Consider the following 14,557-nt stretch of genomic DNA (forward strand, 5'->3'; position numbering starts at 1 on the left):
TCACCCATTTGGGGGGAATTTCCTATTCATGCAGGTAGAAAACGTGCACATGCAATGATTTCGCGTAATTCTCCTCACAAAAGAGCACATGAGCGAAACGCGAAGCGCATCGCGCCCGGCAAAAGCCCGCGCTTACAAACGAGGATTCTTTGGAAGCGCGCAGCTTATGGAGAGGGCATGCGTCGGACACGCCTCCACACACCTGCCGCACAGCATGCAGTCGCCCGCAGCCACGCGATTCTCCCGCCCCGCAAGAGCGGGCTCGAGAATCTCCGGGGCGCAGAGGCATCGCGCCTTGCACCTGTCGCACGCCACGCACGCCTCATGATCGATTTTGACGCTCAGCAGCCCAACGACGCCCACCGCTTGATAGAAGCCGCCGAGTGGACAAAGCGCGCGGCACCACACGCGCCTCGCCCAGAAAAGCTCGGCTATCACGATGGCGATAAGCGTCCACACGCCCAAAAACGACCCGAAGAGAAGCGCACGGGTAAACGCGCCCACGGGGCTGAGCGCCTCAAACAGCGGGATGGACGTAAGTGCCGAGAGCAAGAGCACCGCCGCCGCCACGCCAATTTTGGCATGGCGCGGCACCGGGGCCTCCTTAACCGCGATCCCAAGCTTCACGCGCAGCCAATCTACACCCTCGAGCAACAGGTTCACAGGGCACACCCAGCCACAGAACGCCCTGCCGCGCACGATTCCGTACACCACAAGCAGGGGAACCGCCCATAGAAGCCCCGTGAAGGCTACATCCTTTGCCGCAGCGGCCACCTGTAGCGCCGCATAGGGGTCGAGCAGATCGATGCCCGCCAGGTGCGACGAGGAGAGACTGCCCCACACGGGAAGGTCGGCAGGCGTCGTTTGCGGCTCCTCGCCGCCCGCATACTGGCCGGCGATCCCCCATCCCGCAGCAATGAGCGGAACGGCGAACAGGCACAGCATGGCAACCTGGACGATGCGGCGGGCGACCGTCCAGCCGTGGCGCCCGCCCATCTCACTCGCCTCCCAACGCGCCGGCATCGCCTAGGTTCTCATCCTCGAAATTGGCATACACCAAATCGATGCCGAGCACCCCCTCGATGCCGACGAATCCGCTCGCGGTTGCATGGCTCGCGTCGATACCAGGTGCCTCGATGGTCACCACCACTTTGCCCGCCGTCTCATCGACACCGTGCACCTCGACCCCCTCGCGTGACGCGAGCTCGCACGCCACGGCGGAGGTGTGCTGCGGCAGCGTTTCCACTATCAAGCTGGAAATGGTCATAAGGGTCACTCCTCGCCCGAGCCGTGCTGGCCGGTTTCCTCCTCGGCTTCCTCGTAGTACGAGTCGTCATGCATCTCCTTGTTCGGGTCGACCGAATGGCAGCTGCGGCACTCGTAGCGAATGGGGTCGAGCTTTTGCGTGGACGGATCGTTGTCCACGTAGTGGCCGTCGGGCATGGCAACGGCGTTGCGCGCGTTGGGATTGCCGCGGTCGGTGGCGCCGTGGCAGCCGTAGCACTCGTAGGCGGTGTCGTTGACGTACTTCTCGTGGTAGGCGGGCATGAGGCGCGGCGTGGTCTCGGTGCCAGCCACCGCATCCGAAGGCTCCTCCTGCTGGGTGCCGCATCCCGCGAACAGCGCGCACGACAGAGCGAGCACCGCGGCGGCGGCAAGGACGAACTTGGGCCTCATCGTCATCTTCATTGCAGCACTCCTCTCTCCTATGCCTTCGTAATTGCGACGCAGGTCTTTTTGTAGTCGGTCTCCTTAGACAGCGGGCAGTAGTAGTCATGCACCGCCAGGTTGACCATCGTCTCGCGCGCGAAGAACGGCGCGAACACCAGGCCGGCGGGAGGATCGACGCGACCGGAGGTGGATACCTTGATGTCAAAGGTGCCATGGCGCGAAGTCACGCGCGCCATGTCGCCGTCGGCTAAGCCCAAGCCTGCGGCATCCTCGCCATTCATATACAGAAGGGCTTCGGGCAACGCGCGATTGAGCTCTTCCACCTCGCGGGTCATAGAGCCCGTGTGCCAGTGCTCGAGCAGACGTCCCGTGCAGAACCAGAATGGGAACTCCTCATCGGGCTCCTCCGCCGGCGGCTCATAGGGGCGGAACACCACCGAGGGCTTCTGGTCGGTCGACTTGTACCAGCTCACATCACCGGCAAGCCCCTGCGTGCCGTACTGGGCGATACCCACCTCGTCGAAGCCTTCGGCTTGGTCCCCGTTGGCGAAACGCCATTTAGTTGACATCCACTTGCCGTCCACCTCGCGCACCGGCCAGCACAGGCCGTGCTGGGTCAGATACTCGTCGTAGGGCGCCAACTGCTTGGCCTCCATCTTGAGCTTCTTCTCCTCGTTGATAGCCGCGGCGCTCTCTTTGAGTTGCGGATTGGAGAAGATGCGGTACTCTTCCCATATCGCGCGGTTGATCTCGCGGTCGTCTCCGATGAAGCCGTCGGCTTGGGCATCCCAAATGAAGCCGAACAGATGCGTAAACGCATCCTCGCCGTTGATGGTTTCGCCCTCGAGCACGCGACGGGCCACCTGCATGAGCACCCATACGTCCCATTTGGCATCCCCCGGCGGATCCACCGCCTTCTCGAACACCGAGGTGCGACGCTCGGCGTTACCGAACTGCCCCTCGCGCTCCACCCACATGGCAACCGGGAACACCACATCGGCGTAATCAGTGGTCACAGTTGGATAAACCTCGTTCACCGCAATGAACGTGTTGTAGATACCCTCATGCTCGCCGTCCATCCCCAAGAAGCGCGTGAGGTTGGGTAGCGATTGCGCCCAGTTGTTATGCGCGCTCCACAGGAAGTCGATATTGCCGTTGGACATCTCGCGGAAAAGCTTAATGGTGTGGAAGCCCGGCTTGGCAATGGCATCCAAATAGCCCTCCGGCAAGTCCCAGATGGCTTCGGTGAAGCGGCGATGGTCCTCATTGGCAACCAACAAATCGGCAGGCAGACGATGAGAGAACGTGCCCACCTCGCGCGCGGTGCCACAGGCGGAGGGCTGCCCCGTGAGACTGAACGCGGTAGATCCAGGCTTACCGTATTTGCCTGAAATCAGATGCAGGTTGTGGATGTTGTGGTTCATCCAGGTGCCGCGGTTGTGCTGGTTCACCCCCATGGTCCACAGGCTCATGATGCGCAGGTCGGGGTCGGCGAAAAGCCCCGCGAGCTCGGTGAGGTCCTCCACCGACACGCCGGAAAGCTCGCTTGCGTACTCCATCGTGTACTCGGAGAGGCGCTCGGCATACTCCTCGAAGGAACACGGCGTGGTGGCGTCCACCGTAGACCCCTGCTCGCTTTGGTCGTAGCCGTCCTCATAGGCGTTGCCGATGTTTTCCGACCCCGTCTTGAACTGCAGATGGTCGGCCACGAACTGGTGGTCGTACTTGTCGTTTTGAATCAGGTAGTTGGCGATCGCGTTTGCGATGGCCAGATCGGTGCCCGGCTTGAATATCAGCACCTTGTCGGCCGAGGCGCTCGTGCGCGTCTTGCACGCGGTTAAATCGTAGTGGCGCACGTTATCGCCCGAAAGCTTATGGGCGGTCAGGCGCGAGTAGAGCATAGGGTGCGCTTCCGCCATGTTAGCGCCCCAGGTGATGAATACGTCGGCGTTGTCCAGGTCTTCGTAGCAGCCAGCCGGCTCGTCGGTTTGGAACACGTTCATGAAGCCCACCACGGCGCTCGCCATGCACATGCGCGCATTGGGGTCGATGTTGTTGGAAAGCAGGCCCGCCTTCCAGAATTTCGCCGTAAGGTAGCCCTCGGTGATGGGCTGCTGGCCGCTGCCCCAGAACGCAAGGCGGCTCTTATCGGCCTTCCAGGTTTCCTTGAGCTTGGATGCCACCAGGTCGAGCGCCTCTTCCCACTCCGCCTCGCGCAGGCCGCTGCCGGTGCCCTTGGTGCCGGCGTCATCGCGAATGAGCGGCTTGGTCAAACGATCGGGCCCATAGAGAATCTTGCCCAGATAATAGCCCTTGATGCAGTTGAGGCCGCGGTTGGATTGGTTGTCGGGATCTCCCGTGACCGAAACCACCTTGCCGTCGCGTGTCTCCACGAGCACGCCGCAGCCGCAGCCGCAGAAGCGGCACACCGCCGTGTGAATCTGGCTCTCGCCCGTTGTCGTTTGAGCGCTCTGGCCGCCCTGCGCACAGCCCGAAAGCGTTGCCAGGCTACCACCTGCCGCTGCCAGAGCGGCGGCAATCGCGGTAGCCTTTACAAAATCGCGCCTTGTAACGTCCATCCTTCCCCCTTCTCCTTCGTCTCAGATAAGTCTTTCGTATCGACCTGTTCCGTATTGATCTTTAGGTAGTGCTCTATGGGTAGTGCTCTGTGGGTAGCGCTCAGCGGGTTGTGCATTGGGCATGGCCCCTGCGTCCTCTGCGTCCCCTGCGCCGCGCCGGGTCGTGCATGCTCGCCAAATACGTCGCGTGCGCCAAGCTCGCCCCGGGGCGTCGAAAGCCCCTCGCCCAGCACCAAATCGGCTTGCCCCAAGCATCGAGGCAACCCGTTCTAGACAACGACTTTCGCCTGTTCCTCTTCTATGAGCAACATCGCTTCATCGCGGTCTCGCACGATCTTGATAGCCGGTTCGGGATCGCCTACGGGGCAGCGCTCCACGCATAGCCCGCAGCCCACGCATTTTTCGGTGTTGATGATGGGCTCGAACACCGAATGGATGTCGTCGCCTTCGCGCATGCGGTAGTCAATGGTGATGGCCTCGTCGATGAGCGGGCAGGCTCGGTAGCACACCTCGCACCGCATCGCCTTGACGGCGATGCACAGCTCTCGGTTGATGACCGCCAAACCCATGCGCACGTCGCTGCGCCCCTGGAGGGGATGGAGCGCCTCGGTAGGGCACGCCGCGATGCACGGAAGGTCTTCGCACAAGCGGCACGCCTGGCTTCGCACGTCGAGCGTAGGCGCTCCGACAGCGGGACCCACAACGGATGCATCGGCCACAAGAGCCTTGTAGGGGCACGCCTCGATGCAGCGGCCGCACTTGATGCAGCGCGCAAGAAAATCGCGCTCGTCGGCGGCTCCGGGAGGTCGAATGGCGTCGGAGGTATCGCGCGTCAGGACAAGCAACGCCTCAGCGCCCACGATGGCGCCTGCGCACACCTTCGCGAAAGTCGAAAGACCCATACGACACCCCCTGGCGTATGAATTCGCCCACTTGACATGCGGGGAAGGCGGTGGGAACCTGCGATTGTTCAGATCTTACAGGTGCATGGGCGTCTATGTTCGCCGTGCATCCCGCCCGTCTCCCCTTGTGACGGCATCTTATTGCACGGCCTTTATCGTGTTTAGGGATGCTTTCCGCTATATTTATGGGGACGCTTTTGGGGACGCTTTTCTCGCGAGGATTGCTTCGGCACCTTCGCTCGCGCGGGAAAGCTCTCCGCCCGAATCGAAAGCGTAATTGCGCGCGCCAACCCGAGCGTCGCGCTTTTGCGGCATCGAGCGTCGCAGAAGGGAGCAGGACCATGATTGCCTTGGATTTCGACTCGCCCGAACCGCTGTATCAGCAGATCTATCGCTCCATTCGCGATGACATCACGGCACGCACTATTCCTGCGGGCACAAAGCTCACCGCTATCCGCCGGCTCGCCGACGACCTCCACGTGGCACGCAATACCGTCGAAGGCGCCTATCTCCAGCTGGCAACCGAAGGGTATGTAGCAAGCCGTCCCGGATCAGGCTACATCGTGGAAGACCTGGATTTCGACTCGCTCGGCACGCCGGGGTCTGCCGCCCGGCGCGCAAGGCAGCGTATCGAGGAAGGCGTACGGTCGAGCGACCGGTTTGGCAATGAGCCCTTTAGCCGGCACATGACATTCACCTACGATTTCACCTATGGCGACCGCCCCGCCGGAAGCTTTCCCGCGCAGATATGGAGATCCCTCACTGATGAGGCGCTGTTCACGGCCAACAACAAAACCGCCTGCTACGGTAACGGCCTTGGAGAGCCAAGCCTACGCAAGCAGATTGCAAGACGCGTGCACGTGTCGCGCGGAGTGAACTGCGCTGCCGAGCAGGTGGTGATTCAACCCGGAACGCAGGTAGCGCTGGATAATCTGCTTACGCTATTCGATCCCGCGCATGACGCCGTGGCAATGGAGGAACCGGGCTATGACGGCGTATCCACGGTGCTTCGCAACAGAGGGTTTCGCTGCACGCCCATTCCCGTGCGTCCCCTTGAGGGCAAAACATGCGGCTCGCAGGCGTTTTTCGACGCGCTTGAGGCAAGCGGGGCGAAGCTGGCGTTCTGCACGCCTTCCAATCAATTTCCCACCGGAGCGACCATGCCCCTCTCGTCACGCATCAAGATGCTCGAATGGGCGAAGCGAACGGGCGCCTACATCATCGAGGATGATTATTGCCGCGAGTTTCGCTACGAAACGCGCCCAATCCCCAGTCTCCAGTCGCTGGACGAGAACGATCGCGTGATTTATATGGGAACATTCTCCAAGGTTCTTTCACCCGCACTGCGCATGAGCTACCTGGTACTGCCTCCCGATCTGCTGGCGAGATGGCGGCAGACGTTCGCGAACTACTACTGCCCCGTTCCCTGGCTTTCGCAGGAAACGCTGCGCTTGTTTATGAAAGAGGGGCACTGGGATCGCTACGCGCGCAAAACCGTGACCGAGTACCGCAAGAGGCGCAATACGCTGATGGCGGCCATCGAGCGCGAGCTGGGAGAGCACGTAGACGTACTGGGCGGGCATGCGGGCCTGCACCTGCTCATGCGCACCCGCGACGAACGCGGGCAGAACGAGCTCGTCGAGGCGGCCAAGGCGCACGATGTACGCGTATATAAAACCGAGAAGTATTGGATGGGCACGCCACACTCGATGGGCGATTATGTACTCGTAGGCTTCTCGAGCATCAAAACCGAGCTCATAGATGAAGGCATTCGCCACCTCGCGCGAGCATGGTTCTAAGACGCCCTTCCACGCGACCATCCGCCGGGCACCTCGAGCACCTATGCGCCCCAGGGTGCTTGCTCCAGGTACGCATGCCGCACGCACCTGCATACCGCATCTCCCCAGAGCCGCACAGATGCAGCCCCCTCCCCCTCAATGCCGCAGACATCAGGGCAGCCGACACAGCGCCGCCAGCGTCATTGCTGCCGGCGCTGTGCCGCCGGTATAAAAAAGTCGTTATTTGCGATGTTTCGGGGGGCGCGGTATAAAAACGGCGTTATTTGTGCGAGCAAACGGCGCCGGATCCGCCGAAACTCGGGCTCTAATCGTGGTCGATTCGTAAAACACCAGGTCAGAATCGCGCCCCCATCCATGAACCCTCCTCATGGGCCGACGCGTTCCCACATATAACGCCGTTTTCGGAAATGGCCCCCGGAAAGTTCGCAGATAACGCGGTTTTTCTACCGGGCGCACGCCGATGCGGCAGCGGTGACGCTGCCGGCCGCCGAGCGCTTGCCGCTGCCGGCCCGACCGCTCGGCGGCGCCTGAGGAAACGCCCCCAAAGACTCTTGGCAAAACCACAGGAACGCCCCTAACGATTCGCCCGGAGGCCTTAGCCCAAAGACGGAGCGCCCATCTACGCGCCCTCGCCCTCCTCATCCATGAGCACGCGCGTAGGGGCGGGGCCTCCGAAATAATCGGGGTCGGTGTTCATCTGATGCCGCTTATACATGATCACTGCCAGGTTGTACAGCGCATGCGCAACAGCGACGAGGACGATACTCCCCGAGGAAAGATACGCCACGCAAAAAGCGAGCCCGAGAAAAAACGTGTTAATCTTCTGCCCCATATCGGCATATTGGGCGTGGGCGAATACGAACAGCACCGACGAAACCACGGACGCGATGGCCGCCGAAGCGAAAGAGGGCATGACAGAGGGTAGCAGAACAACGATTGCACCCACCAGTGCGAAGCGGAAAAGGAACTCCTCGACGCACCCGACGATGCCCATGAGCGCCACGAGCACCAGAAACGGCATGCGCGGGACCTCGCCGTCGATGCCGCGACGGATAGGAATCATCTCCTCCACTCCCCGCTTCTTAATCGCACGCTTCTCGAGGATGAAGGCGACAGCAAAAAGAACTGCAGCGAGAAGAATCGCCCCACCTAGCGCGATGCTTATCGGCAGCGCGCGAACCGATTGCTCCACCAGGGAAACCCAACCCAGGCCTACCACGGCACCCAACCAGTCCCCCGAAACGATGCCAGCGAACACCGTCGCGACGACCACGCCCCAAATCAACATGATCCCCTGACTCAAAAGCATGCTCAATACGATAGCAGCAGCCTCGTCGAAATCTATTTTCGCAACCTTCATGCGCTTCCCCTTCGAGACTATCTTTCCATGCGCCCCGCGCCCTTCGCGCCGCGACCTCCCCTTCCGCGCTGTAGTCTCCCTATGCCCAACCGTAAGTCACCATGATAAAAGATGGATTCGTGCCCTTCACGCTAGACCCGCAACCTCACACGCTTCACGTCACGCTCCTTGCAATCCCGCATTGTTCACGCTGGAGGTTTACGACCCCACACCCTTCCGTGCCCCCATTCTTCGTGTCGCGACCTCTTGCCCTATCCATTTCACGTCACGCTCCTTGCAATCCCGCATCATTCACGTCGTGACCTCTCGCCCCGTCGCGAATATCAACGCCTCGCAGCGCTCTCTCAGACATTGCGGCACCCCGCATTGCGGAATGCGCCGCGATTTTTGGACAAATCGACAGGGTAGCCGGATGCCAGAGCATCAATCGAAAAGTTGCACGAAGGTTTTTCCTGGGAAAACGCCAGGACACAACGATACAGGTAAGGTCGAGCGGCCACGTGCGACCCAATCTGGACACCGATTTGCCGAAAAATCCCGGCAGACCTGAAAAGTTGTCCAAAAATCAAGGACTCACCCGTTCATGCACGCTCCACACAGCAAACTCGGCAGGGAAAACGAGTTTCATATGTCTGCCGAATGCAGGCGGCGAATAATCGAACCGGACACACATTTTGTCCTATAGCCCTCAAAATGGACGCGGAAGGGGACAACAAAAAAAGCGAGCCCGGAATTCACCGGACTCGCTAGACTTTCCTGGTGGAGATGAAGGGATTCGAACCCTCGGCCCCCACGTTGCGAACGTGATGCTCTCCCAGCTGAGCTACATCCCCAGAAATAGGCAAGACAGTATTGTGCTCTTTTGGGATCCACTTGTCAACCACCAATTGCAATCCCACCGTTTCATCACGAAACGCGAGAATGGAATCGGCGGCGCACTCCATGCGTCGCCCCAGTCACATGCAAGGAAACTTCATCCTTTGCGCTGCCTCGCATACCCTGCAGCCATCTACGAGAAAAAGAAGGGATTTGCGCCCTTCGCGCTGCTCCGCAGCAAGTCGCGAGAAGGGACACACCTCATGCGCCGTTCCACAGCCACTTTTGGGGATTGCGGGCGGCACGACCGTTTTCCGTCACCATTGAAGACCGGAAAGAAACTATGCCCCTGCGTACAGCCTCTACCCAACTCCCCAACTCATCATATAAGCCCGGCGCCCACGCAAGAAGCCTCGAAGATTCATGCAGCTGTTACCTTAGGGTATACGCGCAGCAAAAAGGGCCCCGAAGGACCCTTTGGTTGCGTGTCTGAAAACGATGCGCAGAAGAGAGGGGGACCGAATCAGAAATCGTCATCCTCGTCGTCGACATCGTCCACATCATCGAGCAGGCTGGGCACGCCATCATCGGCCTGATCATCCATGAACTTGCCGAACAGAGGCTCCCCCGTGGCGGCGTCGAACAGCTCCACCATGCCGGTGAGCACGTCTACATACTGGTACGACTGGCGCGCGGTGCGGCCACGCTTGCGATCGACTTCCAGAATGAACAGAGAGGGATGCGCCTGCTTGAGAGTTCCCTCGGCTTCAACGATTTTAGAACGGCCCATATTGGCACGAATCTTGAGACGAGTGTCGATGCGCGATGCGAGCTCCGACCGAATGTCATCAACGATGCGGGCCTGCTTTTCAAGTTCCATACAGTAAGTAGTCCTTCGTTTTGGTACGCGGCAGTGTAGCCGCAAATGATACCACGATTTGTCAAGCCCTACACCTTAGCGCAGGTCAAACCACATTTTGTACACGTTAAGCTCGATGCGAGGCGCAGAGCCCGCCGCAAAAGCCGCCCCCAAACAACCCTTACGGCTTGGCCCGCTTGGCCTCATACATCGCCGCGTCCGCCTTTGCGAGCGCATCGCGGAATGACCCTTCGACCCGCGCAAAGCCCACCGATATATCAGGCACAAGCCCCACCGAACCGGCGACGCACGCAGCAAACCGCTCCTTCACCGCGCAGGCAAACCGCTCGGCGTCAGAGGCGGACCCCAAACGCGCAAGCACCGCGAACTCGTCGCCGCCTATGCGCCCCACAAGGTCGTCGGGCGCGGCATGCCCCAACAACGCCGCGGCAAGCGCCTTGAGCGCTTTATCGCCCTCGAGGTGCCCTCGCTCATCGTTGATGCGCTTGAAGTCGTCCACATCGGACACGAAGCACCACCAGCCTTCGGGCTGCGCCGCAATCGCCTCCTCCGCACCGTCGAAGAACGCTGCGTGGTTCAACGCGCCCGTCATCTGGTCGTGGCGCGCAAGCTCGCGCATGCGGCGAGCCATCTCCATCGCCTCGCACGCCTTCTCGGAGAGCGTGCGCGGATAGTACTCCCCCGCCTTCTGCTCGAAATACGGAAGCGACTGATGAACGTGGATGATTCGCCATTCGCCATCGGCGGCATCGCGGCGGAATACCAAAGAGAACCGCGTGTCCATATCCACGAGCGCCCCGTTGTCATCCGACTTTTCGCGCACGTGAACGCCGCCGTACACCAGGTACGACGCCTCGTTTATGCAACGATGCTCGTACCATTCGTCAACGATCTCGAAGTCGATGGATGCCGACTCGGAAAAATCGAGCTCGAGCGCATGCATGAAATCGGCCAGATTCTCATAGAATTCATGCCGCCCCGTGCCGATGACCACGCACGATGAATCGAAGAGAGGCAGCAGCGCCTCCGTGCAAGAGGCACCCTCCAGCAGGTAGCCGTGCCAGATGCGCCGGGCAAGCGAACAGAGGTATGTACCGGTTGCGTCCACGATGCGACCTCCTGAAACAAAAGGCCGAACGAATTCGGCCAAGATAACGCTCTCTCAGTATACCGACCGCCCCAAATGCGGGCAATGTCGCCGCGCAGACGTTCGCTAAGCGTCCAAATACGCCCCCAGAACGCGACCGAGCTCGATGAATTCCTCGAGCGTCAGCGTCTCGCCGCGACGTCGCGCATCTATGCCGGCGCGTTCGAGGATCGCAGGGACGTTCGCGGAGGCCTCCTTCATGTTCGCCCTTCCTGAGAGATAGGTTTTCATGGAGTTGGCGATGGTCTTGCGGCGCAACGCGAAGGCGGCATCGGCCGCGAGGGATGCCAGGCGCGCCTCGTCGGACGAAATGGGCTGGTCGTTTCGACGGTCGAGTCTGATGACCGAAGACGTCACATGCGGAGGCGGAAAGAAATTGCCCGGCGACACCTGGAAGCGCCCCGCCGGCTTGGCGAGCAGGCGCAGCTTGACCGTATAAGCCCCGTAATCCTTCACGCCGGGCTCGGCGGACATGCGGTCGGCCACCTCGCTTTGCACCATCACCGTGGCGCTTTGGATGCTCTCGAAGCGTTGGAAATAGTCGAGCACCAGCGTGGCCGCCACTGCATACGGAAGATTAGCGATGAACTTGGTGGGCGCCGCACCCTCGGCCGCGGCCTGGCCAAACGCCGTCTGGAGATCGTCATTCGAAAGGTCGAGCGCGTCTTTGGACACAAGCGTGAAGTTGTCGAAGCCGCCAAGCGTCTCATCCAGAACGGCCGGAAGATCCGGGTCGCGCTCGACCGAAAGCACGTGTGCCGCTCGCGGCAGAAGCGCGGCGGTGAGCGTACCGATGCCGGGACCCACCTCAAGCACCGTATCATCCGCGCCCACCTCGGACAGATGGCAGATGCGTCCGATAACCTCGTCGTTTACAAGGAAGTTCTGGCCGAGCGACTTCTTGGTGGCAAGGCCGTGCCGCTCGAGCACCGCACGCGTCGCAGAGGGAGTGGAAAACGGTGAAAAGGGCGCAGAGGCGCCTTCGGCATGAGCAGGCTTTACCGCATCCGCGGCTTCGGCGAGACCGAGCTTGGCCGCATCAACGGTTTCGTTCTTTTGGGTACGAGCTGTAGAATTGCCCCTTTTCACGCTACTCTCCCTCCGACGGAGCGGGAAACGTTTGCTTTTCCGACTCAGATTCCGGCTGCCCCCAGCCCACGCGGTCGATCACTTCCGACACGCGGAAGCCCGCCGCGCCGAACGACGAACGAATGACGGTCTCCAACGGGGCGAACCCGAACGGATCGCCGCCCGCGCCGATGATGTGCAGCGTTACGGGACGCTTGGGGGCATCGGCAGCGCCGGGCAGCGCATGGGGGCCGCGCCGCAGCTCCCAGTAAGGCTGCAGCCTGTCGAGCACGCACTTGAACTGGCCCGGAGGCCCCGCAAAATACACCGGGCACACCACATGCACCTCTTCGGCGGCGTCGAGCATCGTGTAGAGCTTCTGCATATCGTCGCGAATGATACAGTAGCCCGAAACCCGAGCGCCGATGGGGCGGTCGATAACAACGAGATCATTTCCCGTAGGTCGCTGAAAGGTCAGCGAGGGCGAATCTGATGAGCCAAATTGGCCTGAACGAGAAGCGCCGCGTGCTTCGTGCGCAGGCGCCGAGTGAGTGCCAAGTTGGCCATCAGATTCGCCCGCAGCGTCGGCTCGTTCGCTGTTCGCAAGAACAGCGAAACGTCGTCTGCACGCCTCGCAGCCGTTGCACCCCGCAACAGACGATTCCGCCATATTCCATTGGCCGACGCGTACGTCCATACCGCGAAGCGATTCGGCGAGCTCTTCGGCATAGCGGGCGCATACCCCGCGCCTGCGGGGCGATCCCGTGATGATCAGGACGTTTTTCACGCTACCTCCTCAGGATGCTCGCCGCCGGCGCGCCTATCGCCCGCGCGCACGATATCGGCACGCAGGCATTCGGCCGCCCAATCCTCGTGCGCACGTTGCCATGACGTGGGCTCTCGGTCGAGCAGCTCCAGCGCCGCCGCGTGCATGCCCTCAAGCAACGCTTCTCGCTGTGCGCCCGGCGCAATGCCGCGCTCCTCAGCGATTCGCTGCGCCGTGTAAAGCGTGAACTCCGGCCCGCATTCGACGCCGCGAAACGGGACCGGCGCCATGTACGGCGAGTCGGTCTCGGTAAGCAGGCGCCCCTCGGGCACGATAGCGGCAGACGCGCGCAGCTCATCGCTTCGGGCGAACGTCACCGCGCCGCCGAACGCGACGAAGCATCCCCGATCGAGCCAGCGATGCAGCTCATCGGGCCCCACGCTGCAGCAATGCAGGAGCACGCCGGCAGCGGGCCAGCCCTCCTCTTCAAGAATCGCGAACCCGTCGTCGTGCGCGTCGCGCATATGGAGCACCAGCGGCAAACCCGTCTCGTGCGCCAGCGCAACCTGGCGACGGAATACGTCGCGCTGCACGTCACGGGGCGAAAGATCGTAGTGGTAATCGAGGCCCGTCTCGCCGAGCGCCGCGGTGCGCGGGTCGGCGAGCATGGCGCGCAAACGCTCCTCCACCTGCGCATCCCATTTGCTGGCGACATGCGGATGCACGCCGGCCGCGATGCGCACATGCGGAATGGGCACCTCGGCGCACGGGCAGCGGTTGGCACGCCATTCGTCCACGGTCATGTCCGCAGGCAGGGGCGCACCCGATACCGCAGCCTCCTCGCGATGGGCGGCCATCGCACGACGCGTGCTCTCGAACACATCGGGGAGAATGCGCAGCGCTTCGCCGCGCCACACGTCAAGCTCGCGATAGGTGGCCCACCCATCCTCCACGGCATCGGTCACGGTGCACACGAAATCGACGCCCTGCACGGCGCAGCGCGCGAGCGACAGGGCGGGATCGCTCAAAAGCACCAGGTGAGCATGCGTATCGGCCACCCGTCCCTCAAGGGCCGGCGATGGAGCCTCCACGATCTGCCACCTGCCATGCTTGCGCTGCTTGCGAAACAACGCATCGCGAAACACCAGATAGCCGGCAGGACTTTCAAGGTTGATCGCGGCGAAATATTCGTCAAAATGGGTCATGGCTTCTTACCAATCTTCGCTTTTCTGCACCGTGAGCCTTTCATGCAGAAAGGGGCTCCTTACGTAACGCATGGTATACTAGCAATGCACCAGAAAAGCCCGGCGGCGCTTACAACGGCGGGCAGCGCGGTGTTAGTGAATTAGAGAGACCGGTGCCCGCCGGTCTCTCTGCTTTCTCCCGACACTATCCGTTGACGCTTATGCTTCTCCTACCGCTCCAGGATAAATCCCACGACGGTTGCCACTGAGGCGAGGGCTCCGAGAACTTCAAAAACGAGTGAAATCACAACGTTCATAGGTAACGCTCCTTTCAAGCTGAACGAAGCGCTGCCCGCGTTCGGACTTTGCTGGTGACGCGCTATCT

The 14,557-nt window shown here is 61.4% G+C and carries 12 protein-coding genes and 1 tRNA gene; 1 reads left to right on the forward strand and 12 read right to left on the reverse strand.

Annotated features, from left to right (window positions below):
* Positions 1-132: 132 nt before the first annotated feature.
* From DMP06_RS06955 to DMP06_RS06975, 5 genes are all read right to left on the reverse strand, one after another.
* Positions 133-996 carry a 4Fe-4S binding protein gene (locus tag DMP06_RS06955; protein ID WP_123209025.1) on the reverse strand — a complete coding sequence of 288 codons (864 nt, stop codon included), beginning with the start codon at positions 994-996 and terminating at the stop codon, positions 133-135.
* 1 nt (position 997) lies between these two features.
* Positions 998-1,267, reverse strand: a complete 270-nt coding sequence (locus DMP06_RS06960; RefSeq protein WP_123209026.1) for a chaperone NapD — start codon at positions 1,265-1,267, stop codon at positions 998-1,000.
* Between the two features lie 5 nt (positions 1,268-1,272).
* On the reverse strand, positions 1,273-1,689 hold the full coding sequence (locus DMP06_RS06965; protein ID WP_123209027.1) for a nitrate reductase cytochrome c-type subunit: 417 nt from the start codon (positions 1,687-1,689) through the stop codon (positions 1,273-1,275).
* Between the two features lie 17 nt (positions 1,690-1,706).
* Positions 1,707-4,250 (reverse strand): molybdopterin-dependent oxidoreductase, encoded by a 2,544-nt coding sequence (locus tag DMP06_RS06970; protein ID WP_123209028.1) that lies wholly within the window; start codon positions 4,248-4,250, stop codon positions 1,707-1,709.
* Between the two features lie 269 nt (positions 4,251-4,519).
* Positions 4,520-5,152, reverse strand: a complete 633-nt coding sequence (locus DMP06_RS06975; RefSeq protein WP_123209029.1) for a 4Fe-4S dicluster domain-containing protein — start codon at positions 5,150-5,152, stop codon at positions 4,520-4,522.
* 341 nt (positions 5,153-5,493) lie between these two features.
* Between DMP06_RS06975 and pdxR the strand changes: the two genes are divergently transcribed.
* Positions 5,494-6,951: a MocR-like pyridoxine biosynthesis transcription factor PdxR gene (gene pdxR, locus DMP06_RS06980; protein ID WP_161957858.1), complete on the forward strand. Its 1,458-nt coding sequence runs from the start codon at positions 5,494-5,496 to the stop codon at positions 6,949-6,951.
* A 619-nt stretch (positions 6,952-7,570) separates the two neighbouring features.
* Here pdxR and DMP06_RS06985 read toward each other — a convergent pair.
* The 7 genes from DMP06_RS06985 to DMP06_RS07015 form a co-directional block, all read right to left on the reverse strand.
* On the reverse strand, positions 7,571-8,311 hold the full coding sequence (locus DMP06_RS06985) for a CPBP family intramembrane glutamic endopeptidase (protein WP_123209031.1): 741 nt from the start codon (positions 8,309-8,311) through the stop codon (positions 7,571-7,573).
* Positions 8,312-9,068: 757 nt separating this feature from the next.
* Positions 9,069-9,144, reverse strand: a tRNA-Ala gene (locus DMP06_RS06990).
* A gap of 506 nt (positions 9,145-9,650) precedes the next feature.
* Positions 9,651-10,007: a Veg family protein gene (locus tag DMP06_RS06995; protein ID WP_123209032.1), complete on the reverse strand. Its 357-nt coding sequence runs from the start codon at positions 10,005-10,007 to the stop codon at positions 9,651-9,653.
* Positions 10,008-10,167: 160 nt separating this feature from the next.
* Positions 10,168-11,115, reverse strand: coding sequence for a diguanylate cyclase domain-containing protein (locus tag DMP06_RS07000; RefSeq protein WP_148042507.1), 948 nt, complete (start codon positions 11,113-11,115; stop codon positions 10,168-10,170).
* 105 nt (positions 11,116-11,220) lie between these two features.
* Positions 11,221-12,084, reverse strand: a complete 864-nt coding sequence (gene rsmA, locus DMP06_RS07005) for a 16S rRNA (adenine(1518)-N(6)/adenine(1519)-N(6))-dimethyltransferase RsmA (protein WP_245962422.1) — start codon at positions 12,082-12,084, stop codon at positions 11,221-11,223.
* A gap of 160 nt (positions 12,085-12,244) precedes the next feature.
* Entirely contained in the window at positions 12,245-13,009 is a 765-nt protein-coding gene (locus tag DMP06_RS07010) for a flavodoxin family protein (protein WP_245962419.1), read from the reverse strand.
* Positions 13,006-14,193 carry a TatD family hydrolase gene (locus tag DMP06_RS07015; protein WP_123209035.1) on the reverse strand — a complete coding sequence of 396 codons (1,188 nt, stop codon included), beginning with the start codon at positions 14,191-14,193 and terminating at the stop codon, positions 13,006-13,008. Before DMP06_RS07015 ends, DMP06_RS07010 begins: the two co-directional genes overlap by 4 nt.
* Between the last annotated feature and the right edge of the window lie 364 nt (positions 14,194-14,557).

Origin of the sequence: Slackia equolifaciens (genome assembly GCF_003725995.1) — a bacterium.
In the GTDB taxonomy this organism is placed as follows: Bacteria; Actinomycetota; Coriobacteriia; order Coriobacteriales; family Eggerthellaceae; genus Slackia; species Slackia equolifaciens.

What these genes read in the sequence shown, in the direction of transcription:
- DMP06_RS06955 (WP_123209025.1), bottom strand. Translation starts at nt 996, where the DNA reads ATGGGCGGGCGCCACGGCTGGACGGTCGCCCGCCGCATCGTCCAGGTT.
- DMP06_RS06960 (WP_123209026.1), bottom strand. Translation starts at nt 1,267, where the DNA reads ATGACCATTTCCAGCTTGATAGTGGAAACGCTGCCGCAGCACACCTCC.
- DMP06_RS06965 (WP_123209027.1), bottom strand. Translation starts at nt 1,689, where the DNA reads ATGAAGATGACGATGAGGCCCAAGTTCGTCCTTGCCGCCGCCGCGGTG.
- DMP06_RS06970 (WP_123209028.1), bottom strand. Translation starts at nt 4,250, where the DNA reads ATGGACGTTACAAGGCGCGATTTTGTAAAGGCTACCGCGATTGCCGCC.
- DMP06_RS06975 (WP_123209029.1), bottom strand. Translation starts at nt 5,152, where the DNA reads ATGGGTCTTTCGACTTTCGCGAAGGTGTGCGCAGGCGCCATCGTGGGC.
- pdxR (WP_161957858.1), top strand. Translation starts at nt 5,494, where the DNA reads ATGATTGCCTTGGATTTCGACTCGCCCGAACCGCTGTATCAGCAGATC.
- DMP06_RS06985 (WP_123209031.1), bottom strand. Translation starts at nt 8,311, where the DNA reads ATGAAGGTTGCGAAAATAGATTTCGACGAGGCTGCTGCTATCGTATTG.
- DMP06_RS06995 (WP_123209032.1), bottom strand. Translation starts at nt 10,007, where the DNA reads ATGGAACTTGAAAAGCAGGCCCGCATCGTTGATGACATTCGGTCGGAG.
- DMP06_RS07015 (WP_123209035.1), bottom strand. Translation starts at nt 14,193, where the DNA reads ATGACCCATTTTGACGAATATTTCGCCGCGATCAACCTTGAAAGTCCT.